This is a genomic window from Ruegeria sp. G7, assembly GCF_056535465.1.
Genome location: NZ_JBQFIL010000001.1, coordinates 1,821,541 through 1,843,144 on the forward strand (window position 1 = coordinate 1,821,541; position 21,604 = coordinate 1,843,144).

14 protein-coding genes and 1 pseudogene are annotated in these 21,604 nt (G+C 61.4%); 5 read left to right on the forward strand and 10 right to left on the reverse strand.

Annotated elements, in window-relative coordinates; translation table 11 throughout:
- Nucleotides 1-2: 2 nt before the first annotated feature.
- Nucleotides 3-1,085 carry an ABC transporter ATP-binding protein gene (locus tag ACR3EN_RS09185; protein WP_480825223.1) on the forward strand — a complete coding sequence of 361 codons (1,083 nt, stop codon included), beginning with the start codon at nt 3-5 and terminating at the stop codon, nt 1,083-1,085.
- Here the strand turns inward: ACR3EN_RS09185 and ACR3EN_RS09190 are convergent.
- From ACR3EN_RS09190 to ACR3EN_RS09210, 5 genes are all read right to left on the reverse strand, one after another.
- Complete coding sequence (locus ACR3EN_RS09190) at nt 1,082-2,359, reverse strand: aspartate aminotransferase family protein (protein WP_480825221.1); 1,278 nt, start codon at nt 2,357-2,359, stop codon at nt 1,082-1,084. The two genes, ACR3EN_RS09185 and ACR3EN_RS09190, sit on opposite strands and share 4 nt — an antisense overlap.
- 3 nt (nt 2,360-2,362) lie before the next feature.
- Nucleotides 2,363-3,466, reverse strand: coding sequence for a mandelate racemase/muconate lactonizing enzyme family protein (locus ACR3EN_RS09195; RefSeq protein WP_480825219.1), 1,104 nt, complete (start codon nt 3,464-3,466; stop codon nt 2,363-2,365).
- Nucleotides 3,467-3,578: 112 nt separating this feature from the next.
- Nucleotides 3,579-4,688: a mandelate racemase/muconate lactonizing enzyme family protein gene (locus tag ACR3EN_RS09200; RefSeq protein ID WP_480825217.1), complete on the reverse strand. Its 1,110-nt coding sequence runs from the start codon at nt 4,686-4,688 to the stop codon at nt 3,579-3,581.
- Nucleotides 4,685-5,767 (reverse strand): alcohol dehydrogenase family protein, encoded by a 1,083-nt coding sequence (locus ACR3EN_RS09205; protein WP_480825215.1) that lies wholly within the window; start codon nt 5,765-5,767, stop codon nt 4,685-4,687. The genes ACR3EN_RS09200 and ACR3EN_RS09205 overlap by 4 nt, the downstream gene beginning before the upstream one ends.
- The gene (locus ACR3EN_RS09210) at nt 5,764-8,217 is read right to left on the reverse strand and encodes an FAD-dependent oxidoreductase (protein WP_480825213.1); all 2,454 of its coding nucleotides are present in this window, start codon (nt 8,215-8,217) and stop codon (nt 5,764-5,766) included. Before ACR3EN_RS09210 ends, ACR3EN_RS09205 begins: the two co-directional genes overlap by 4 nt.
- Before the next feature lie 65 nt (nt 8,218-8,282).
- Here ACR3EN_RS09210 and ACR3EN_RS09215 point away from each other — a divergent pair, with 65 nt between their 5' ends.
- From ACR3EN_RS09215 to ACR3EN_RS09225, 3 genes are read left to right on the forward strand one after another with little or no spacing between them, the layout of a single operon-like run.
- Nucleotides 8,283-9,170, forward strand: coding sequence for a MurR/RpiR family transcriptional regulator (locus ACR3EN_RS09215; protein ID WP_480825211.1), 888 nt, complete (start codon nt 8,283-8,285; stop codon nt 9,168-9,170).
- Nucleotides 9,167-10,267, forward strand: coding sequence for an aromatic ring-hydroxylating oxygenase subunit alpha (locus ACR3EN_RS09220; RefSeq protein WP_480871184.1), 1,101 nt, complete (start codon nt 9,167-9,169; stop codon nt 10,265-10,267). The genes ACR3EN_RS09215 and ACR3EN_RS09220 overlap by 4 nt, the downstream gene beginning before the upstream one ends.
- Nucleotides 10,264-10,641 (forward strand): carboxymuconolactone decarboxylase family protein, encoded by a 378-nt coding sequence (locus ACR3EN_RS09225; protein ID WP_480825207.1) that lies wholly within the window; start codon nt 10,264-10,266, stop codon nt 10,639-10,641. Before ACR3EN_RS09220 ends, ACR3EN_RS09225 begins: the two co-directional genes overlap by 4 nt.
- Before the next feature lie 5 nt (nt 10,642-10,646).
- Here the strand turns inward: ACR3EN_RS09225 and ACR3EN_RS09230 are convergent, their stop codons facing one another.
- The 5 genes and pseudogenes from ACR3EN_RS09230 to ACR3EN_RS09250 form a co-directional block, all read right to left on the reverse strand.
- Nucleotides 10,647-13,994: an error-prone DNA polymerase gene (locus tag ACR3EN_RS09230; RefSeq protein ID WP_480825205.1), complete on the reverse strand. Its 3,348-nt coding sequence runs from the start codon at nt 13,992-13,994 to the stop codon at nt 10,647-10,649.
- Entirely contained in the window at nt 13,991-15,466 is a 1,476-nt protein-coding gene (locus ACR3EN_RS09235) for a Y-family DNA polymerase (protein ID WP_480825203.1), read from the reverse strand. The genes ACR3EN_RS09230 and ACR3EN_RS09235 overlap by 4 nt, the downstream gene beginning before the upstream one ends.
- An 81-nt stretch (nt 15,467-15,547) precedes the next feature.
- Nucleotides 15,548-17,229, reverse strand: a pseudogene (dld, locus tag ACR3EN_RS09240) (D-lactate dehydrogenase).
- Nucleotides 17,230-17,242: 13 nt separating this feature from the next.
- Nucleotides 17,243-19,309 (reverse strand): TRAP transporter large permease subunit, encoded by a 2,067-nt coding sequence (locus ACR3EN_RS09245; RefSeq protein ID WP_480825199.1) that lies wholly within the window; start codon nt 19,307-19,309, stop codon nt 17,243-17,245.
- Nucleotides 19,310-19,437: 128 nt separating this feature from the next.
- Nucleotides 19,438-20,490 (reverse strand): TRAP transporter substrate-binding protein, encoded by a 1,053-nt coding sequence (locus ACR3EN_RS09250; RefSeq protein WP_480825197.1) that lies wholly within the window; start codon nt 20,488-20,490, stop codon nt 19,438-19,440.
- A 335-nt stretch (nt 20,491-20,825) separates the two neighbouring features.
- Here ACR3EN_RS09250 and ACR3EN_RS09255 point away from each other — a divergent pair, with 335 nt between their 5' ends.
- Nucleotides 20,826-21,599 (forward strand): FadR/GntR family transcriptional regulator, encoded by a 774-nt coding sequence (locus ACR3EN_RS09255; RefSeq protein WP_480825195.1) that lies wholly within the window; start codon nt 20,826-20,828, stop codon nt 21,597-21,599.
- The last annotated feature ends 5 nt before the right edge of the window (nt 21,600-21,604 follow it).

The following is a 21,604-nucleotide window of genomic DNA, read 5'->3' on the forward strand; positions in this document are numbered from 1 at the left end:
CCATGTCGGAACTCAAGCTCACGGATGTGGCCAAATCTTATGGCCCGGTCGATGTCCTGAAACATATCGACCTCGAGATCGAGCAGGGCGAACTGATCGTCTTCGTCGGCCCCTCGGGTTGTGGCAAATCCACCTTGCTGCGGATGATCGCGGGCCTTGAAAAGATCACCGGCGGCACGCTCGAGATCGAGGGGCTGGTGGTCAACGATGTGCCGCCCGCGCAGCGGGGCATCGCGATGGTGTTCCAGTCTTACGCGCTTTATCCGCATATGACGGTGCGCGAGAATATGGCCTTCGCGCTCAAGATCGCCAAGATGCCAAGCGCCGAGGTCGATGCGGCCGTGGAACGCGCCGCCCAGATCCTGCAGCTTGAACCGCTGCTGGATCGCTTGCCCAAGGCGCTTTCAGGCGGGCAGCGTCAGCGGGTTGCCATCGGCCGCGCCATCGTGCGCGATCCCAAGGTTTATCTGTTCGACGAGCCGCTCTCGAACCTCGATGCCGCCCTGCGCGTGGCCACCCGCATCGAGATCGCGCGCCTGAAAGAGGCGATGCCCGACAGCACCATGATCTACGTCACCCACGATCAGGTCGAGGCGATGACGCTGGCCAGCCGCATCGTGGTTCTGGCCAACAAGGGCATCGCGCAGGTCGGCACGCCGCTGGAGCTGTATGAAACCCCCGACAACGAGTTCGTGGCTCAGTTCATCGGCTCACCCGCCATGAACCTGCTGCCGGGTACCATCACCGGAACCGGAGAAAACACTACCGTAGCTCTTGAGGATGGCGGGGTCGCTGTGTCTTCGATCCGGACCGAAGCGGCAGATGAAGGAAAAAAGGTCAATATCGGTGTCCGACCAGAGGATATGGTGATGACGGACGGCGAGGGTATCTACTCTGGCGTGGTCGATTTCACCGAGGCGCTGGGCGAGGTCACCTTGCTTTACTTCGCGGCCCCTGAAGACCGCGAGGCTGTGATCGCCAAATTACCGGGCGTTCAGCGCAATCTGCGCGGTCAGAGTGTGTCTGTAACGGCGGCCCCCGAGAAAGTGCATCTTTTCCACAATGGCCAGTCGATGCGCCGCTAGGGGCTAGATATCGCCGCAACGGCGGCGTTTACCGCCTCTTGTGTCAGGTCCAAATCTGTCTGTGTTACGGCCAGCGACGGGTAGAGTTTGCCCGGAGACTTGAACACGCCCTTTTCGCGCAACACGGCGTTATAGCGCGCGTTCCGAGCGGGATCATCGTGGGTCGCACTGCGATAGTCGCGACAGGTCTGTTCTGTGAAATAGATGTCGAACAGCGTCTCATCTCCGCAAATCTGATGTGCAATTCCGGCTTTGGTCAAAGCGTCGGATTGCATCATCTGCAGTTTGCGCCCGATTTCGCGCAGGTGGTCGTAGGCGCCGTCGCGGGCCAGAATCTCCATGGTTTTCAAACCTGCAGCGGCGGCGACCGGGTTGCCCGACAGGGTACCAAGCTGCATCAGCCAACCTTCGGCTCCGACCTTGTCCTTGTCGAAATGCTGCATGATTTCGGCGCTGGCCCCAAGCGCTGCAAGAGGAAAGCCCCCGCCGATGATCTTGCCCAGAGTGCAGATGTCGGGCACCACACCGTAACGTTCTTGTGCGCCGCCATAGGCGAGGCGGAAGCCGGTAACGATCTCATCAAAGATCAGCAACACGCCGTGTTTGTTACAAAGACCGCGCAACCCCTGCAGATAACCCGGCGCGGGTGGGATAATCCGTTGCAAAGGCTCGACCATGATTGCGGCCACGTCGTCATGTTCGTTTAGCAGCGCTGCGACGGCCTCAAGGTCGTTGTAAGGGGCGATCAGCATCTGATCCGCGACACCTTGTGGGATACCGGCACTGTCGGGCACCGCTTGCGGGAAATTCACCCGTTTCGTGGGGGCGAGGCTCATCTGTGCCTCGGCACTCATGCCGTGATAGCCGCCTTCGAATTTCAGGATCTTGTCCTTGCCGGTATAAGCGCGCGCCAGACGGATCGCGTACATATCAGCCTCGCCGCCCGAGGCGACAAAGCGCACCTGTTCACAGCACGGCACGGCGTTGACGATGGCCTCGGCCAGTTCCACGCCTTTGCTATTATTGGCAAAGAAGGTCATGCCGAGGGGCAGCTGTTCCAGTACTGCCTCCATCACCTCGGGGTGGCCGTGGCCCAGTAGCATCGGGCCAGAGCCGATCAGATAGTCAACATACTCGTTGCCATCCTCGTCCCAGACCCGGCTGCCTTCGCCGCGCGCGATCAGGATACCGGGGTCGAAATTGCCAAACCCTCCGGCGGGCAGAACCTGTTCGGCGCGGGCGATCCATTCGGATTGAGTGTGAAGTTTCAGCATCTGTCAGGCCATTTCCAAAATCGGGGTTCCAAGGAGGTCGGGGTCGGGCGTTACGCCCAACCCCGGACCGTCGGGCGGTGCAATCCGGCCATCTGTGCGCACCGGCGCATCCGGGCACAGACGTGGTGACACGTAAGCGGACAGATCGCAGGTGTTCAACAGTGAGCCATGCGGTGTGGAGGCGGCAAAATGCAACGAGGCAGCGGTCACAATGTCCGAGCCCCAGGTGCATTCGGCACATATTTCGGCCCCCAGATGCACGGTTAGATCGCGGGCGCGGCGCATCGCCGACAGGCCACCGAATTTCGACAGCTTCAACGCAACCGCATCCATGCAGCCCAGTTCCGAGGCACGGAGCAATGACGCCAGATCATGCGCGTTTTCATCGATTTTCATCGGCAGCCCAGTGGCCTGACGCACGGCGGCACAGTCCTCGAGCGTCTTGCAGGGTTGTTCCAGCATGACATCCAGATGCGCCACAGCGCGCCCGGTGCGGGTGGCCTGCAGGCGCGAGGCCCCGCAGTTCCAGTCGCCATAGACCAGCGGGCCATTGCCCACAGCCTCGCGCACTTTGGCTAGTCTTTCTGCGTCGGCCTGCCAGTCGCCTTCGACCCCCAGCTTGACCTGAAACTGTCGGATACCAGTTTGATAGGCGGCCTGGGCGATCCGCGCCATCTCATCCGGGGCGACGCAGGTAATGGAGTGATAAAGCGGCATGTCCTTTTGGGCCCGCCCGCCCAAAAGGGCGTAAACCGGTTGCCCCGTGGCTTTCCCGAACAGGTCCCACAAAGCGATATCGACGATCGACTTGGCGTGGGCATGACCTTGCAGAAAGCCATCCAGTTTCCGCATTGGCGCATCGACGCCAAACGGAGACATGCCGAGGATCTCGGGTGCCATCTCGGCCACCGCGCTTGGGACGCCTTTTGCGAAGGCAGGCAGGTAATGCGGAATCGGGCAGACCTCGCCCCAGCCTTTCAGGCCCGTATCGGTTTCCAGACACAGCACATGGGTTTCGACCGTGGCACAGGTCTTGCCGTCGGCCATGTAGTAGGTTTCGTGGCTGGTCAGGTCGATGGACCAGAGAGAGAGTTTTGTGATCTTCATATTAACCACCAGTCGGATTTGGCTGCGGCGGGAGCAGAGGGGCCAGCCCCTCTCTTGGCCTTTGGCCAATTCACTCCCCGGGATATTTTTGGCCAGATGAAGGGGCGGATCATCACGGGGCCTCGTAGGTTGCGATCGGAGGGCCGATGCTGTCGAAGTCAGGCGTGACGCCCATGCCGGGTGTGTCGGGGGCATGGAGTTTGCCATTCCGCGCCACCGCGCCGCCGATCCCGGTTGAGCGGGTGTTGTAATTCATCAGGTCTGTGGTGTTCTGCAGATACTTGGGCGGGGTTGAGGCGGCGAAATGGGCGACGGCGGCGGTGGCGATTTCACCGCCCCAAGTGTCCTCGGCGACCACCGGGAGGCGGTTTTCGATCAGGTAATCGCGTACCCGCCGCGCTTTGCTGAGCCCGCCGAGGTTTGAGATTTTCAGGCAGCATATTTCGGCACCGCGATCCGCGACGATCCGTTGGGCCATGCGCATTCCGGTCAGGCATTCGTCCAGCTTCATGGGCTGATCCGCGACGCGGCGGACCTGCTGGCATTCTTCATAGGTTCGACAAGGCTGTTCGAGTATGAAGTCCAGATCGTTTGTCGCCCGCGCCACTCGGATCGCATTGTCGACGCGCCAGCCCTGATTGGCATCCGCCATCGCCGTTTCCCCGGCGTTCAGCAGCGGCACGGTTGCGCGTATCCGGTCGATATCGGCCGCCCAATCACCGCCGACCTTGATCTGGAACTGGCGATAGCCCTGATCGCGATAGGCATTCATCTCGGCGATGGTTTCATCCGTCGCCTTCTGCGGTGCGACCCGATACATCGGCGCGCCATCGGTCAGCTTGCCCCCCAGCAGCATCCAAACAGGCTGGCCGCAGGCCTGCCCGAGGATATCCCAGCAGGCCGCATCAAACGGAGCCTTGGCGTAGCCATGGCCCTGTACCAGCTGATCCATCAGCTGCTCGATCCGCCCGACCTGTCGCGGGTCTTCGCCCAGCAGGTCGGGGGCGATCAGTTTTGCCAGTGCCGGAACGCCCTGAGAGTGGGCGATCATGTAGTTTTCACCGCAGGGCGTGAACTCGCCACAGCCTTGCAGCCCTGCATCGGTGTCGATGACCACGACCGAGGCCGTCGCCGTTTCTATCGCATTCCCCGCGCCCCAGACATACGCGCCGCCCACATAAGGCAGCCCGGTCTGGTAGATGCGGATACGGGTGATTTTCATGGGATGACTACGATGTTGCCGGTGTGTTTCTTGGCGATGAACGCGGATTGCGCCTGATGCAGCTCGCGCAGCGGATAGGTCGCGGCAAGGGCGGGTTTGACCTCGCCCGCTTCGATGTATCGCACGAGGTTCTGCATGACCTCGGGGTCGATCACGGTCGAGCCGGTGAAGGTCAGATCGCGCAGATAGAAGGTGCGCAGGTCAAAGTCGACCATCGGACCTGCGATCGCGCCCGAGCAGGTATAGCGCCCGCCGCGCTCGAGGATGTCTATGAGTTTAGGCCAACAGGGCCCGCCCACCACATCCGCGAGGACGGTGATCTTTTCATCGCCCAACGCGGTGCGCAGGTCATCGGGTGCCCGGGGCAGGATGCGGTCGGGGCCGAGCTTGGCAACGTCGGCGTGTTTGGCCTCGGACGCCATGGCGATCACCCGTGCGCCGCGGCGTTTGGCCAGTTGCACCAATGCGCCGCCCACGCCACCCGACGCGCCGGGGACCAGAACCGTGTCGGTTTCCCTGACATTTGCGCGGGTCAGCATGCCTTCGGCTGTCGAATACGAGCAGGAGAATGTTGCCAGTTCCGCATCCGACAGGGGGGATTGGATCGCAATGGCGTTGCGCGCGGGGATCGTCGTGTATTGTGCAAATCCGCCATCCCGTTCTGATCCAAAATACCCGGTTTTGTCCTTGTTTGTCGGATCTACGGCATCGCGTAGCCAGCAATCGGTGATCACCCGCTCGCCGATGCGGTTTGGATCGACGCCTTTGCCAATGGCGACGATCTGGCCGCAGACATCCGCGCCCTGAATGCGCGGGAAGGTCAGAGGCGCGCCGCCCCATGTCGGGTCATCCTTGCCCACGTCGTCGAAGGCGCCTCCGGTCGTGGCATCGCTCACGGTTTTCGAATACCAGCCGGATCGCGTGTTCACGTCGGTATTGTTCAACCCACAGGCCCCGACCCGGATCAATACTTCGCCCGGGGCGGGGGTGGGGCAGGGCCAGTTCTCGTGCCAGACCATCTGATCCAGATCACCGTGGCCCATCGTGACCATGGCTTGCATGGTGGCTGGCTGCGTCATTGCGCGGCTTCCAGCGCAGCATCGGTGCGCGGCAGCAGACTTTGCGGGTCATATGCAGGTTCGGACAAGACGCGCGCGGTACGCGGGGTGCCGTGGATGATGACCTGCAGTTCGGTGCCTGCTGCGGCGGCTTCGGGTTTGATGTAAGCAAAGGCGAGGATTTTGCCGACTGTGTGCCCATAAGCCACGGATGCGGTCGAGCCCACTACGCGCCCGTCCAGCAATACGGCTTCGCCGCCATGTCCGTCGATCTCTCCGTCCGGTTCGATTTCGAGATAGGCGCAGATCCAAGGCAAGTCGGTGTTCAGGGTTTTGTCCTTGCCCAGATACTCCTTGTCTGTTCGTGCAAAACGCAACACATCGGCCTCGGCCAGTGTCACCTCGTTGGTCAGCTCTCCGGCTCCCTTGAAGCCTTTCTCCATGCGCATCACATTCATCGCGAAGCTGCCGTAATCGGTGATCCCATGGGTTTCTCCTGCAGCCCAGAGCGCGTTGTAGACGTCCAGACAGGCGGCATTGGGCATGTGCAGTTCCCAACCCAGCTCTCCGGCATAAGACATGCGGAAGGCCCAGACATCGTGGCCTGCAATCTTGATCTGCTGCGCCGAGAGCCAGCGGAATCCGGCATTGCTGAGGTCAGCATCTGTGCAAGCGCCCAACACATCGCGCGACCTTGGCCCGTTCAGGGACAAGGCCGACCAATCGGCGGAAAGCGCGGTGATCGTGACTTCTTCTTCGTTACGCTGTTGCGCCAGATGATCCAGCAGGCGTTGTTCGAAGAATGCTGCACAGACGAGGTAATAGCGATCGTGAGCCATGCGCACGATGGTTGTTTCCAACTCAATCCGACCCCGGCGGTTCAACATATGGGTCAGGGTGATTGAGCCATCCTTCTGCGGCATCCGGTTCGCGGTCAGACGATCCAGCAAGTCATAGGCACCCGGGCCTGAAACCTCGACCTTGGTGAAGGCGGTGAGGTCCATGACGCCGACCCGTTCGCGCACCGCTTTGACCTCGTGCGCGACCATGACGTCGGCTGGCGTTCGGCGGAAAGAGTAGTGATCCTGCTGCGCCACGCCATCGCGGGCGAACCAGCGAGGGCGTTCGAAGCCGTAGACCTCTTCATGCACCGCGCCCTTGGATTTCAGCAGCTCATGTAAAGGTGACGGCTTGATCGGACGACCTGCCAGCCGGTTGAAATGCGGGAAGGGGATTTCGTGACGGAGGCAATAGTCTTCCTCGGCCTTGATCACCTGCCAGTCTTTCGTGGCGTAGCTGCCAAAGCGGCGCGGATCATATTCGCGCATTGAGATATCGGCAGCGCCATGCACCATCCATCGCGCCAACTCGCGCGTCAGACCCGGCCCCCAGCCGATCCCGATCTGCGTACCGCAGCAGCACCAGTAATTCCGGACGCCGGGCGCAGGTCCGATCAGCGGGTTGCCGTCCGGGGGATGGCTGATTGCGCCGTGTACTTCGCGCTGAATGCCAAGCTCGGCGAAGATCGGCATCCGGTTCAGGCTTTCCTCAAGCCACGGCATCACCCGGTCGTAATCCGCATCGAACAGCCAGTTCTCATAGTCCCACGGGCAATGGTCGTGCCAGACCGAATTGGGGTTCTCTTTCTCGTAAATCCCGATCAGGCCGCGCTTTTGCTCCATCCGGATATAGCCCGAGACCTTCTTGTCATCGCGGATCACCGGCAGTTCCTTGTCCAGCGCCTCGAATTCGGGCACCGGTTCGGTCACGAAGTAATGGTGCGTCATCGACGTCATCGGCAGTTGCAGGCCCGACCACTCGCCCATCTGCCGCGCATAGGTGCCGCCCGCGTTGACCACATGCTCGCAGGTGATCGTGCCTTTGGGTGTTTCAACAACCCATTCGCCGTTTTCGGCCTGTGTTATGTTGGTCGCCTGACAATGCCGGATGATCCGGACGCCTTTCTGACGCGCGCCCGCAGCCATCGCCATGGTCACATTGGTCGGGTCCACATGACCATCATCAGGCGTGTGCAGCGCGCCCAGCACGTCCTCCAGATTGTAAAACGGATGCAACTCGGCCACCCGGTCCGGGCCAACTAGGTCTATGTTGAAACCCAGCGAGCGGCCCACGGACAGCGTGTGGCGCAGCCAGTCCATTTCATCCTCGGTATAGGCGAGCCGGAACGAGCCGCAGCCATGCCATGTCACCGCCTGCCCGGTCTCGGCCTCCAAGGCACCGGAATAGAGCCCGATATTGTAGTCGACGCATTTGCCCAAGCCGAAGCTCGAGGTCGAATGGGTGATCTGCCCCGCCGCGTGCCAGGTGCTGCCGCTGGTCAGCTCGGCCTTTTCCAGCAGCACGGTGTCCGCACCCCAGCCCTCGTGCCCAAGGTGGTAGGCAAGGCCCACGCCCATCACTCCGCCACCCACAATAACCACGCGTGCGTGGGTCGGGAAATCAGATGCCATCGGATCATTCCTCTGAGTCGATTTTGTCTCGACAGCGTAAGCAAACAAAAGTACCATCGTCAATCATGAATGGGACAAATGTATCAGATACGATTCTCGAACGGCTGGCGGATGAACTGTCCGAGCTGACGCCCGAGGCGCGCAAAGCCGCGACTTATGTGCTGGAAAACCCCCGTGACGTGGGGGTTTCAACCGTGCGCGAGATCGCCGAGGCGGCAAACGTGAAGCCCAACACCATCGTCCGCATGGCGCGGCAGGTGGGGTTTGAAGGTTACGAGGATTTCCGTGTGCCTTTCCGCGAGGCGATCCGGCGGGGTCAGGCTGATTTCCCCGACCGTGCCCGCTGGCTGCAGGACATTCGCAAGTCTGGCAACATGGGTGGGCTTTATGCCGATATGGTTCAGGACGCCCTGCGCAATGTCGAGGAGACCTTTGCTAATATCTCGTCCGAGCAGTTGAAAGCCGCCGCTGAAGACATCTGGAACTCGCGCAACGTCTTCGTGCTGGGCGTGGGCGTGAACAACTCGAACGCGCGGAACTTCGTCTATCTGGCCTCAACCGGAATGGTGCAGTTCCATGCTATCCCGCGCCCCGGATCAAACCCGATCGATGATCTGGCTTGGGCGGACAAGCGTGACGTGCTGATCGCCATGACCTGCAAACCGTATCGCAACGAGGTGGTCGAGGCGGTGCATGTTGCGCGCGAACAGGGGTTAAAGATCGTCGGCCTATCCGACAGCCCGGCCAGCCCGATCCTGCGCGCGGCTGACCATGGGTTCGTCATCTCGGCGGATACACCGCAGTTCTTCCCATCCTCGGTCAGTACGGTTGCCTTGCTGGAAACGCTGCTGTCCTTCGTGATTGCCGTCGCCAGCGATGAGATCGTCGAACGGGTCGAGACCTTTCACAAACGCCGCCATCAGCTTGGCCTTTACCACTCGGAGGACACGTGACAGCACCCATCCAATCTCTTGCGGCCCGCTACTACACAGACCCAGCCGTCTTTCGCATGGAAACAGACGGTCTGCTGGCGCGCACGTGGCAGTTTGGTTGCCACGCCTCGGAACTGGCCGAACCGGGCGCTTACGTCGCGTTTGAAGTCGCCGGGCAGGACCTGTTCGCCATCCGGGGCCGCGACGACAAGATCCGTGTGTTCTACAATGTCTGCCAACACCGCGCGCACCAACTGGTCGAGGGCACCGGAACGACGCGCGTCGTTGTCTGCCCCTACCATGCCTGGACCTACGAACTGACCGGAGAGCTACGGGCGGGGCCGAACCTCAAGGCGGTTGAAGGGTTCGACAAATCCTCGGTCTGCCTGAACGAGGTCCGCAGCGAAGCGTTTCTGGGTTTTGTCTTTGTCAACCTCGACCCCGACGCCGCGCCCATGGATGACTGGTTCCCGAACGCCCGCGCCGAGCTTGAGGAATGGGTGCCCAATTGGGCTGACCTGAAGCCACTGGAATGGGTCGAGATACCCGAGCTTTGCAACTGGAAGGTGTCGGTCGAGAACTATTCGGAATGCTATCACTGCTCGCTCAACCACCCGACTTTCGCGAATGGAGTGGTTCGGCCTGAGACCTATGACATCCAACCTCAGGGCATGTGCCTGCGGCACACGACCGAGTGTCAGAGCCTTGAGAACATGACCTACGACATTCAGTCAGGCTTTAAGCATTTTGATGAATACTCCAGCTGGTTCCTGTGGCCGATGTTTTCGTTTCAGGTCTATCCGGGGAACGTGCTGAACACCTATCACTGGCGCGCTGTGGATGCCGATCATGTGGTGGTCTGGCGCGGCTGGTATTCGGTGGGTGGCGTGGACGATCAAAAGATACGGCAACTTGCCGCGCAGGATCGGGCAACCACGGTGGAAGAGGATATCCGACTTGTCGAATCCGTACAGCGCGGCCTGCATTCACGCGGCTATCGCCCCGGTCCGCTGGTGATTGACCCCAAGGGCGGCGTAAACTCGGAACACCCCGTCATGCATTTGCAGAAATGGATGCGCGACGCCATCGACGAACAGCCTCAGAGGACCGGATCATGAGCACATTTGACGAAGACCTGTTCCTGAAAGGTCTGGAGCAGCGCAAGGGAACGCTGGGCGCGGAATACGTGGAAAAGAACCTGGCCGCCGCCGACGATTTCACCCGCCCGTTTCAAGAAGCGATGACGGCGTGGTGTTGGGGCTTCGGCTGGGGCGACGACGTGATTGACGCCAAGACGCGGTCGATGATGAACTTGTCGATGATCGGCGCGCTGGGCAAGATGCATGAATGGGAGATCCACTGCCGGGGTGCCATCAACAACGGCGTCACCACCGAAGAAATCCGCGCCATCATCCACGTGATCGGCATCTATTGCGGTGTGCCGCAGGCGCTGGAGTGCTTCCGCGTGGCCCGCAAGGTAATCGAGGGCTAGGCACCTTAGTGAAAATCCCGGCTCGGGAACAGCCGCTTGGCCGGCTCGCGCGGATGGCGGGCACTGGATGCGGTCTGTCGGGGGCGCGGCGTGTCATCCGCTTGCGGTTGGGTGATGCCGACGGCTTCGTCCATCGGATGCCCAAGTTCGGATAGTTTGTGCGACATATCGGTGATCTCCTGCGCGATCAGATGCACGACGATCCCTTCGCGTTGCAGATAACCGCGCACCTGCAGCAATCGCCCGCCCATCACGATCCGACGGAAACGCTCATAGACCTTGGGCCAGACAACCACATTGCTGACCCCGGTTTCATCCTCAAGCGTCAGAAAGATCACGCCCGAGGCGGTTCCCGGCCGTTGCCGCGTGATCACCAGCCCACAGACGCTGTAGCGGCCCAGCGGGATGTCCTGCAGCGTGGCATGCGGCACAAGGCCGGGCATGGACGGGCGCAACAGCTCCATCGGGTGCGCGCGCAGGGTCAGGCGGGTCGAGACGTAATCCTCGACCACTTCCTCGCCCAGATGCATGGCGGGCAGGGTTACCTGCGGCTCATTGATGCTTTCACCATCGATCGGGTCATTGAACAGCGGCAGGGTGGCCCGGCTGCGGATGGCTTTGACATGCCACAGGGCGTCGCGCCGGGTCAGGTCCATGCCGGAGAACGCATCCGCCTCGGCCAGACGGGTCAGCACATCGGGGCGCAACCCTGCGCGCAGCCACAGCGTTTCGGGGTCCGGATACCCATTGCCGCGCGCGGCCACGATCCAATCCGCGTCCTCCTGCTTGAACCCCTTGATCTGGCGAAAGCCTAGCCGCAGGGCCAGCGCCCCATCGGCGCGGCGTTCCAGCAGATTGTCCCATTCCGAGGCATTGACGCAGACCGGACGAATCTCGACCCCATGCTCGCGCGCGTCCCGCACGATCTGGGCCGGGGCATAAAACCCCATAGGCTGCGAGTTCAGCAGCGCGCAGGCGAAAATCGCCGGGTGGTGGCATTTCATCCAGGCCGAGACATAGACCAGCATGGCAAAGGCTGCGGCATGGCTTTCGGGAAAGCCGTAATCGGCAAAGCCTTCGATCTGGCCAAAGCAGCGGTCGGCGACCTCGGGGGAATAGCCATTGTCCAGCATCCCCGTTATGAACTTGTCGCGATAGGTGCCAATGGTCCCCATGCGCCGGAACGAGGCCAGCGAGCGGCGCAGGTGGTCGGCCTCTTCCGCTGAAAACCCTGCGCCAACCACGGCGATCTGCAGGGCCTGTTCCTGAAACAGCGGCACGCCCAGCGTGCGCCGTGTCACCTCCTCCAAAGCGGGGCCGAAAGGTTCGGATTTTTCCAGCCCGTTGCGCCGCCGGATATAGGGCTGCACCATATCGCCCTGAATGGGGCCGGGGCGGACGATGGCGACCTCGATCACCAGATCGTAGAATTCACGCGGCCTCATCCGGGGCAGAAAGTTCATCTGCGCCCGGCTTTCGACCTGAAACACCCCCACCGCATCAGCGGCGCACAGCATGTCATAGGTCGCCGTATCCTCTTGCGGGATGGTGGCGATGCTAAGGGTCCGGCCTTCGTGCTGTTGCATAAGATCAAACGTCTTGCGCAGGCAGCTGAGCATCCCCAACCCCAGAACATCGACCTTGAGAATGCCAAGCGCATCGATGTCGTCCTTGTCCCATTCGATCACGGTGCGGTCTTCCATCGCGGCGTTTTCGATCGGGCACAGCTCATCCAGCCGCTGCTTGGTGATGACGAACCCGCCCACATGCTGCGACAGGTGGCGCGGGAAGCCGATGATCTCGCCGATCAGGCGGACCGTTTGCATCAGGCGCCGGTCCTTGAGGTCGAGGCCCAGTTCCTGCAGCCTTTCGGCGTCAACGCCGCCGTTGCTCATCCCCCAGATCTGGCCGGACAGGCCTGCGGTGACGTCTTGAGACAGGCCCATCACCTTGCCCACCTCACGGATTGCCGCGCGGGACCGGAAATGGATGACCGTAGCACACAGGCCCGCGCGGTGGCGGCCATATTTCTCGTAAATCCACTGGATCACCTCTTCGCGCCGCTCGTGTTCGAAATCCACGTCGATATCCGGCGGCTCACCCCGGTATTTTGAGACAAAACGCTCGAACACCATCGCGATCATGTCGGGGCTGACATCGGTGATGCCCAGCAGATAACACAGGATCGAATTAGCGGCTGATCCGCGCCCCTGACACAGAATGCCCTGCGAGCGGGCGAATTGCACAATGTCGTGCACGGTGAGGAAATAGGCCGGGAAGTCCAGTTCCGCGACCAGTGCCAGTTCCTTTTTCATCAGGCTGATGGCCTTTTCAGTCGGCCCATCGGGATAGCGTCGTTTCAACCCTTCGTTAGCCAGCCGTTCCAGCCGCGCCTGCGGGGTTTCGGCGCTGGCGATCTCGTCGGGGTATTCGTAGGACAGTTCACTCAGGTCAAAGCTGCAGCGGTCTGCGATTTCCAGTGTGCGGCGCAGCGCGCCGGGATGGTCCTGAAACAGCCGGGCCATATCGGCATGGCCTTTCAGCCGTCGTTCTGCGTTGGGCAGGGCGCGGGTGCCGATCTGGTCAATCGTGATGTGTTCGCGCATGCAGGTCAGTACATCGGCCAGTTGGCGGCGGCTGGCGCGGTGCATCAGCACATCCCCCACCGCCACCATGGGGGCCGAGGCCTTTTGTGAGGCCTGCGCGCAAGCTGCCAGATAAGACCGGTCGCTGCCGTCATAGCGTGGTGCAGCACCCAGAAAGACCGCGTTGGGAAATTGCCGCCTGATCCTTTGAATATCCGGGATGGCCTGTTGCACCCCAGCCTGCGGCAGCGCGATCAGGATCATCCCCTGACAGGCCGCCAGCATGTCCTGCATGTCCAGATGACATTCTCCTTTCTCAGCCCGCCGTTTGCCCAGCGTCAGAAGGCGGGTCAGCCGTTCATACGCGGCGCGGTCGCGGGGCAGGGCCAACCAGTGCACCGCGCTGTCGCGCAGCACCAGACGGCAGCCGACGATCAGCTTGGGCAGGACGGGCACGTCCGGTTTGTCGAGTGGTTGCACATGCCCCACCTCTTGCCGGGATGAGGAATCCACCCGGTGTTGCGAGCGGATCTGAACCGCGCCTTCCGCCTCGCGCCGCAGTTCTTTCAACGCGCTCCAGCCCCTGACCACCCCGGCCAATGAGTTCCGGTCGGTGAGCGCGATAGCCTTCAGGCCCAGTTCTGCCGCGCGGGTCACCAGCTCTTCGGGGTGTGAGGCCCCGGTCAGGAAGGTGAAATTGGTGGTCACGCACAGCTCGGCATAGCCAGGGTCCTGCGCGTGCGAGCTGGGCGGGGTCGGTTTGGTCATGCGAATTCCCCATGCACGAACCATCCCGGATTTTGCGGGGTATGAAACAGCCACAACCGCCGCCCTTGCCGGGTTTCAACCTGCCAGTAATCGCGCAGGCCGGTGCGCCAGTTCTCATCTTCCAGCCACCATTCGGGGCAGATGCGTTCGGGCCCGGTCGAGCGGCCTGTGGTCAGCGATATCCGCCGCCAGCGAAAGCGGCGCGGCGGGTGCGGGCCTGAACCTGCGATGGGTTCTGGTGGAAACAGCTGCAGAGGGCGGGGGCGCAGGGCGACCCATCCACCCGCGGGGTCGGAATAGGCGGCGGGCGAGATGATGAAGCTGCGTTCGGGGATGTGGCTTTGCGCGGGTAACAGGCGCCGCACTTGCTCTAACCCGATCCGTGTCCCGATGCGGGTGATCAGGTCGTCCAGCTGATTCGTGTCCTGACTTGCAACGCGACTGATCTGGCGCACCGGCAGGGGCTCAACCAGCGTCGCCTCCAGCCGGAGCTGATCGACCCCGAAGCCCGCCTCGACCTCGGCCAGCCCGCGTTCGAACAGGGGCAGGATGCGATGCGGATCGCGTAAGGCACGGGCCAGACGCAGCTCGACCTGTTGGTGATCCTGATCCACCCGGCGCAAGGTCATGCACAGCTTGCGCGCGCCCATCTCTTGCGCTTTCAGCTTGTCGCAGAGACGTTCCAGCAGCCGTTCCGCCCCGGCCATCATGTCAGACAGCAGGCCAATGGGCTCGGGCAGGGTCATACGCACGCCGTAATGGGGCGGATCGGCCAGCGGCGTGATCTGTTCGGGCTGGTTCCCCAGCGCCTGATCCAGCCGCATCAGCACCTCGGGGCCAAACCGGCGTGTCAGCGGCGCGCGCGGGGTTTGCGCCAACTCGCCAATCCGGCGCAAGCCCAGCCGCTGCAGCGCGATCGAGGTGTCCTCATCCAGCCGCAGCGCCGCCACCGGCAGGGCGCGGATGGCGTTCAGCGTGTCCTCGTCCGCGACCCCCTCGCCATAATGCGCCAGGGCCCAGGCCGCCCCGCGTGTCGGGGCAAGGCCGATCTGTACCGCCAGCCCGGCGCGGGCCAGACGCCTGCGCATATCGGTCAGCATCGCCTCTTCCCCGCCTGCAAGGTGCGCCGACCCGGTGATGTCCAGAACCAGCCCGTCTGCGCCTTCCAACCCGACCCAGGGGCAATAGCGTGTCGCCCAGCGGCGCAGGGCGTGCAGAAACCGATGATCCCCTTGAGGGTCTGCGGGTCGGCTTTGCAGATCGGGGCAAAAGGCGCGGGCATCGGAATAGGGCATGCCGCGATCCAGCCCCTGCCGCTGGGCCTGCACATTCAGGCAATACACCCGGTTTGCATTGTTCTGTTTCAGCGTCAGAACAAACGGCCCACCCACAGGGCGCAGTCGCAAAGCCCGGTCGCTTGCCAGCCGGGGAAACCACAGTGAAACGATACGCCGTCGGGTGCCATCGAGCATGTCGGAAACCAAATGTTCTACATTTGTTCTTTTTAGGTTTCCACAGATGCAGAGTCGAGTCTTTCGTCGTCCAAAAGTGCGTCAGCTATAATGCTTGTTCCGCGACATCTTCCCGATGCCGGGGTTCATGCTGTTGGTTGGATCGACCGATTTGTAGAACGCGGCCAGATCCGGTTTGGCGGCATACAGATGGCCCACATTATGTTCTGCAGGGTATTCGGCACCACGCTGATCCAGAATTTTCAGCATCGCTGTCTTGAGCGCCTTGGGGTCTGCGCCCTTTTCACGATGTAATCCTGATGCAGAACGTGGCACATGAAATGCCCGTAATACAGCTTGCCGACCAGTTGATCGGTCAGTTCGGCAGGCAGCTCTTCGAACCAGTCCACATCATTGCGGCGCAGGGCGATGTCCAGCGCGATGATGTCTTCGACCTCATGCGCGTGCACTTTCATATAGCGGATCGCGGCCCCGGCGGCGGCAAAGCGGTGCAGACCGGCGATCTTGGCCTCGCGCGGGTCGCATTCGAAGAAATCCAGCTGTTCGTCATCCACCATCTCGCGCAACAACGCACGGGCCTCGTCAATGCCGCCGTCGCGCATTTTCAGGATCAGGTGGTGGGAATAGCGTTCGCGATAGGCCCGCATCCGCCGGGGCAGAATATCGGGCCAAAAGCGCATGGCGAACTGCATGAACCGGTCGGTGAAATTCGACAGGCCGGGGATGCCCTCCAGCCGCGCATCCACCGCGCCTTTCAGCGCAAAGAATGTTGGCAGCCGGTCGGTGCCCAGCTTGTCGATCATCACCATCGTGTCCTTGCCGTAGCGGTCCGAGATGTCGAACACCTCTTCGTGCATGTATTCGGCGCTGACGGGCAGGGTCTTGAAGCCCGACAGGATGCGGCGGCGCAGTTCGGTCAGCGCGCTGGTCTCTTTGGCACCGATATAGAACGTCCGCTCGGCATCGTTCTTGGGATAGGTGTCCAGCCGGACGGCGAAGACGGCGAGCTTTCCGGCGCAGCCCGCAGCCTCGTAAAGGCGGGACTTGTCGGCGTTGAAGCGGGCGGGGGTATCGGCATCCACATTGCGCACGCGCCGGGCATAGTCGGTGTCCGAGGCCTTGCGGTTGTCGGTCTCGATATCCGCTGCGCTGAAATCGCCTTTCTGAAGGCGGGTCAGGATGTCCTCGGGCGTGTCGCCAAGTTGCAGGCCCAGATGGTTGACCAGCTCCAGCTGGCCGTCCTGCGTGATGCGGGCATACAGCGAAAGCTCGGTATAGGATGGGCCGCGTTCAACCAGCGACCCGCCCGAATTGTTGCACACCCCGCCCACAACCGAGGCCCCGATGCACGAAGAGCCGATCACCGAATGCGGCTGCCGCCCGATTGGGGCTAGCAGCTTTTCCAGCGCAAACAGGGTGCTGCCCGGAAAGCTGATGACCTGCTTGCCGTCATTGATCAGGTGCAGATCATCCATCCGCCGCGTGTTGATCAGCACCACGTCGCGGTCATAGCGGCCCTTGGGGGTCGATCCCTCGGTCAGGCCAGTATTGGCGGCCTGCATGATGACGACCTTGTCAGCGGCAACACAGGCCTGCAGCACCTGCCATTGTTCCAGCAGCGTGGCGGGTTGCACTACCGCCAGCGCATCGCCTTCGCCCGATCTGAACCCCCGGCGAAACCGCCGGGTGCTGCGGGCCGAGGTCAGTACATGCCGCCGCCCGCAAATGGCCCCAAGACGTTGGATCAGATCGGTATCGGTCATCCCGAAGCCCTCCTTAATACGCGACCGAGGGCAGCCACGTGGCCAGTTGCGGCCAGAGGAAGACAAAGAACAGACCGGTCAGCTGCAGGATCACGAACGGGATGATCCCTTTGTAGATATCGGTCAGCTTGATCTCGGGCGGGCAGACCCCTTTCAGGTAGAATAGCGCAAATCCAACGGGAGGTGTCAGGAATGACGTTTGCAAAGTCACCGCCACAAGGATCACGAACCACACCAGCGCGGGCTCATCCATGACGCCGAAGCCTTCGATATCCAGACCCAGCCCGTTCACGATCGGGCGCATCAGGGGCAAGACGATCAGCGTGATCTCGATCCAGTCCAGCACGAAGCCCAGCAAGAAGACGATGAACAGGATCATGAAGACGGTGCCGTTCGGGCCGAACCCCGTGCCCTGGATCATCTCTTCGATCAGCGCATCGCCGCCCAGTTCGCGCAGGACGTATGAGAATACGGTCGCGCCCAGGAAGATCGCAAAGATGTAGGCGGTGGTGTTGAACGTGGCTTTCAGCACGTTCACCAGTTTCGCCAGCGTCAGCTTGCGATACCCCAGCGCCAGCAGAGTGGCACCCAATGCGCCCACGCCCGAGGCTTCGGTCGGTGTGGTCAGGCCCGCAAAGATCGAACCCAGCACCGCCAGGATCAGCGCCAGCGTCGGCAGAACGGCAATCAGCACGTCGTTGACGGCGGCCCAGTCGGGGCGCTTTGCGCCCTCGGGCACCGGGGCCACGTCGCGTTTGATCAGGGCGATCACGAAGATATAAGTCAGGTACAGCGCGCCGATGATCACGCCGGGGAAGACGGCGGCCATGAACAGGTCACCCACCGACAACGCCATCTGGTCGGCCATGATCACAAGCATGATCGAGGGCGGGATCAGGATGCCCAGCGTGCCCGAGGCACTGACCACACCAGCGGCCAGCGAGGGGCTGTATTTCTGCTCCATCATCGAGGGCAGCGACAGCACGCCCAGCAGCACCACCGAGGCTCCGATGATGCCGGTCGAGGCGGCCAGAATGATACCGATCATCGTCACGGTGATGGCCAGCCCGCCGCGCACCGTGCCGAACAGGCGCTGCATCGAGGTCATCAGACGCTCGGCCACACCGGATTCGTCCAGCATCAGGCCCATGAAGATGAACATCGGCAGGGCGACCAGAACCGCGTTGGACATGGTGGCATAGACCCGGTTCACCACCGCGCCCAGCGTCAGGTAATCCAGACCGGTCAGCGTTTCCTCAAGCCCGGTCCAGTTCATCATGCCGTTGTCGAACAGATAGGCCAGCCCGCAATAGGCCACGCCGACACCCGCCAGCGTCCACGCGACGGGGAAGCCGGTGAAGAGCAGCGCGATGAAGGTCAGGAACATGGCGATGACCAGCTTTTCCTCGGTCGTTTCCACCAGGAAGGTCAGCGCGGTTGCCACCACGGCAAAGCCCAGCAGCGCCCAGATGATCAGACGCAGGCCCTTGCCCTGACGTTCTTCGTCCAGATTGGCGAACAGCGCGTGGAAATCGTGGATCAGCCGCGCGCCCGCTGCCAGCGCCAGCAGGATAAAGCTGGCCGGGATCACGCCTTTCAGCGCCCAGCGGGCAGGCAGACCGGTGGGGCTGTCCGAGGATTCATTCACCCGCCAGCTTTCGTAGAAATAATCATACCCCTGATCGATCATCAGATAGATGAACGGCACAAGCAGGGTGAAAATCCCGATGATCTCGATAACCCGACGCGCCCGCTGGCTGAGCTGCATATGCAGCAAATCGACCCGCACATGGCTGTCGGTGACCAGCGCATACGAGATGCCGATCATCGTTACCAGCCCGTAGAAATGCCACTGAATCTCGTCCAGCTTGGGATAGTTTTGGTTCAGCAGATAGCGCATCGCCACTTGCGACACGATGGCGGCCACCAGCAGCAGGTTGGCCCACATGACAACATGGCCGACCGCCTTGACGCCATTGTCGATGGCAACGGCCAGTTTCTGGCGATCGGGTTCGCCATGCTCAAGGATGCTTTCATAGACTTCAATCGGGTCGTCCTGATGACGCTGGGTCTCGGCCATTGTCTCCTCCTCGAGAGTTAGGCGGTGGGGACGTGAATGCGCCCGGGAGTGTTCGAAAAAGGTCGAAAATCAGAAGGGTCTGGGGGCGGCGGAAGGATGCCGCCCCCAGATCAGCGCAAGGGATCGGATCACTTGCGCGGGAGGAACGCGTTCTCTTTCCACACGGCATAGCCGTCGCGGAATTCGTTCATGTCGGTCAGAACCTTGGCGAAGAATTCATCGTTGGCAGCCTGCTCGGCGGCTACTTCTTCCCAAGTGGCGCGGAAGGTGGCCAGCATCTCGTCGTTCCACTGCTTGATCTGAACGCCGTTGTTTTCAACGTTGTCCAGCAGGGCGGCGTGCTGGATCGCTTCGCCTTCGGCAAAGCTGTCGGCCATCGACGCCTTGCAGGCGTTTTCGATGATCGCCTTGTGTTGGTCGCTGGCTTCGTTCCAGACGTCCTTGTTGATCATCAGCTCGAACACGGTGGCCTGCTGGTGCCAGCCGGGGAAGTAGTTGTACTTGACCAGCTTGTGGAAGCCCAGACGCGCGTCGATGGCGGGCATCGAGAATTCGGTCGCGTCAATCGCGCCTTTTTCCAGCGCCGGGAAGATCTCACCACCGGGCAGCAGCGAGGTGGCAACGCCCAGCTTCTGCATCACTTCACCACCCAGACCGAAGAAGCGCATCTTCAGGCCGTTCAGGTCTTCGGGGCTGTTGATCTCAGTTGCGAACCAGCCCGAGGTTTCGGGGGCGATGATCGCGCAGGGGATGACATGGACGTTGAAACCCGCCTGATCATACATCTCCTGATACAGGTTCATGCCGTTGCCGTAGTACAGCCACGCCATGTATTCGCCCGCCTCGGGGCCAAAGGGCACAGCCGAGAACAGCGGCGCAGCCGGGATCTTACCCGCCCAGTAACCGGCGGTGGTGTAGCCCGAGTTGATCTTGCCCGAGGACACGGCATCCAGAATTTCAAACGGCGGAACCAGCTTGCCGGGCTCATAGACCTTCATCTTCAGCGTGCCGCCGGACATCAGGTCCAGCTGTTCAGCCACGCGCGGGATCGGCGAGCCCAGGCCGGGCAGGGCGGTCGAAAACGCAATCGGGGTTTTCAGCAGCATCTTGTCGGCGGCGTGGGCAACCGGGGCGGCCAGCAACGAGGCTGCAACGGCGAGCGATGTCAGGGTGGTTTTCATGGGTTCTCCTCCAGATATGCGTCAGCCATGGGATCGGCGGACATACTCTCCGCGATTGCGGTGATACGAAGAGGTAAATATTTTTTACCATGCTAAATAGTCAACAACTTTATTTACCACTGTCTGCCTCATCCCCGAGTTATTGACCCGATTTGCGGGGGCGTTCGAAATCGAGAAATTAAGGTATCATTTTGCCTAATTGATATTTAACAATGGGATAGGTGACTATCGAGTATCCGTAATTCTGGGTATTTTTTCTTGCAATGCTCCGATTAAGTGGTAAATTTTATATACAACTAAAAAAGTACAGATATCTGAAACGCAGCGGGGTCGAGATGACCAAGAACAGTCCTTTTGAGCCTGTAGGGCACGAATCAATCGCGGATGCGGTGGTCGAGCAGATCGAGACAATGATCGTCGATGGCATACTGAAGGAAGGCCGCAGGTTGCCCTCGGAACGGGATCTGGCCGAGGCGATGTCAGTCTCGCGCCCCAAGCTGCGCGAGGCGCTGCATGTGCTTGAAAAGCGAGGGCTGGTTACGGTGCGTCATGGCGAAGGCACGTTCATTGCATCGCTGACGGGGCGGGCGATGTCGCCAGCGCTTTTGTCGCTTTATGCCCGGCACGGCAGGGCGTTCTATGACTATCTGGAATACCGGCGCGAGCAGGAAGCGTTTGCAAGTCGGCTGGCGGCGCAGCGGGCCACGCAATCGGACAAGGATCGCATTTCCGAGATCATGGAAGCGATGCAAAGGGCGTGGGAACTCGACGATGCTGACGCCAGCGAAGAGGCCGATATTCGGCTTCATGGGGCTGTAGTGGATGCCAGCCAGAACACCACTTTGATCCACATGATGGCTTCGGTTTACGACCTCACGCGCCAGGGTGTCTTTTACAATCGCCGGTTTCTCAGAACGATGGACGGATCGGGTGAACGGTTGCTGGCGCAACACAAAGAGATCGCGCAGGCCATTCTGGACGGCGAGCCCGAGCGCGCCGAAAAGGCTGCCCGCGAACATATGGATTTTGTCGAAAGCTCGTTTCGCAAAGGACAAGAACAACAGGCGCGCGAAATTCGTGCATCAAAGCGACGACTGTTCTCGGTCTAGGGCAG

What these genes read in the sequence shown, in the direction of transcription:
- ACR3EN_RS09185 (WP_480825223.1), top strand. Translation starts at nt 3, where the DNA reads ATGTCGGAACTCAAGCTCACGGATGTGGCCAAATCTTATGGCCCGGTC.
- ACR3EN_RS09190 (WP_480825221.1), bottom strand. Translation starts at nt 2,359, where the DNA reads ATGCTGAAACTTCACACTCAATCCGAATGGATCGCCCGCGCCGAACAG.
- ACR3EN_RS09195 (WP_480825219.1), bottom strand. Translation starts at nt 3,466, where the DNA reads ATGAAGATCACAAAACTCTCTCTCTGGTCCATCGACCTGACCAGCCAC.
- ACR3EN_RS09200 (WP_480825217.1), bottom strand. Translation starts at nt 4,688, where the DNA reads ATGAAAATCACCCGTATCCGCATCTACCAGACCGGGCTGCCTTATGTG.
- ACR3EN_RS09205 (WP_480825215.1), bottom strand. Translation starts at nt 5,767, where the DNA reads ATGACGCAGCCAGCCACCATGCAAGCCATGGTCACGATGGGCCACGGT.
- ACR3EN_RS09210 (WP_480825213.1), bottom strand. Translation starts at nt 8,217, where the DNA reads ATGGCATCTGATTTCCCGACCCACGCACGCGTGGTTATTGTGGGTGGC.
- ACR3EN_RS09215 (WP_480825211.1), top strand. Translation starts at nt 8,283, where the DNA reads ATGAATGGGACAAATGTATCAGATACGATTCTCGAACGGCTGGCGGAT.
- ACR3EN_RS09225 (WP_480825207.1), top strand. Translation starts at nt 10,264, where the DNA reads ATGAGCACATTTGACGAAGACCTGTTCCTGAAAGGTCTGGAGCAGCGC.
- ACR3EN_RS09230 (WP_480825205.1), bottom strand. Translation starts at nt 13,994, where the DNA reads ATGACCAAACCGACCCCGCCCAGCTCGCACGCGCAGGACCCTGGCTAT.
- ACR3EN_RS09235 (WP_480825203.1), bottom strand. Translation starts at nt 15,466, where the DNA reads ATGCTCGATGGCACCCGACGGCGTATCGTTTCACTGTGGTTTCCCCGG.
- ACR3EN_RS09245 (WP_480825199.1), bottom strand. Translation starts at nt 19,309, where the DNA reads ATGGCCGAGACCCAGCGTCATCAGGACGACCCGATTGAAGTCTATGAA.
- ACR3EN_RS09250 (WP_480825197.1), bottom strand. Translation starts at nt 20,490, where the DNA reads ATGAAAACCACCCTGACATCGCTCGCCGTTGCAGCCTCGTTGCTGGCC.
- ACR3EN_RS09255 (WP_480825195.1), top strand. Translation starts at nt 20,826, where the DNA reads ATGACCAAGAACAGTCCTTTTGAGCCTGTAGGGCACGAATCAATCGCG.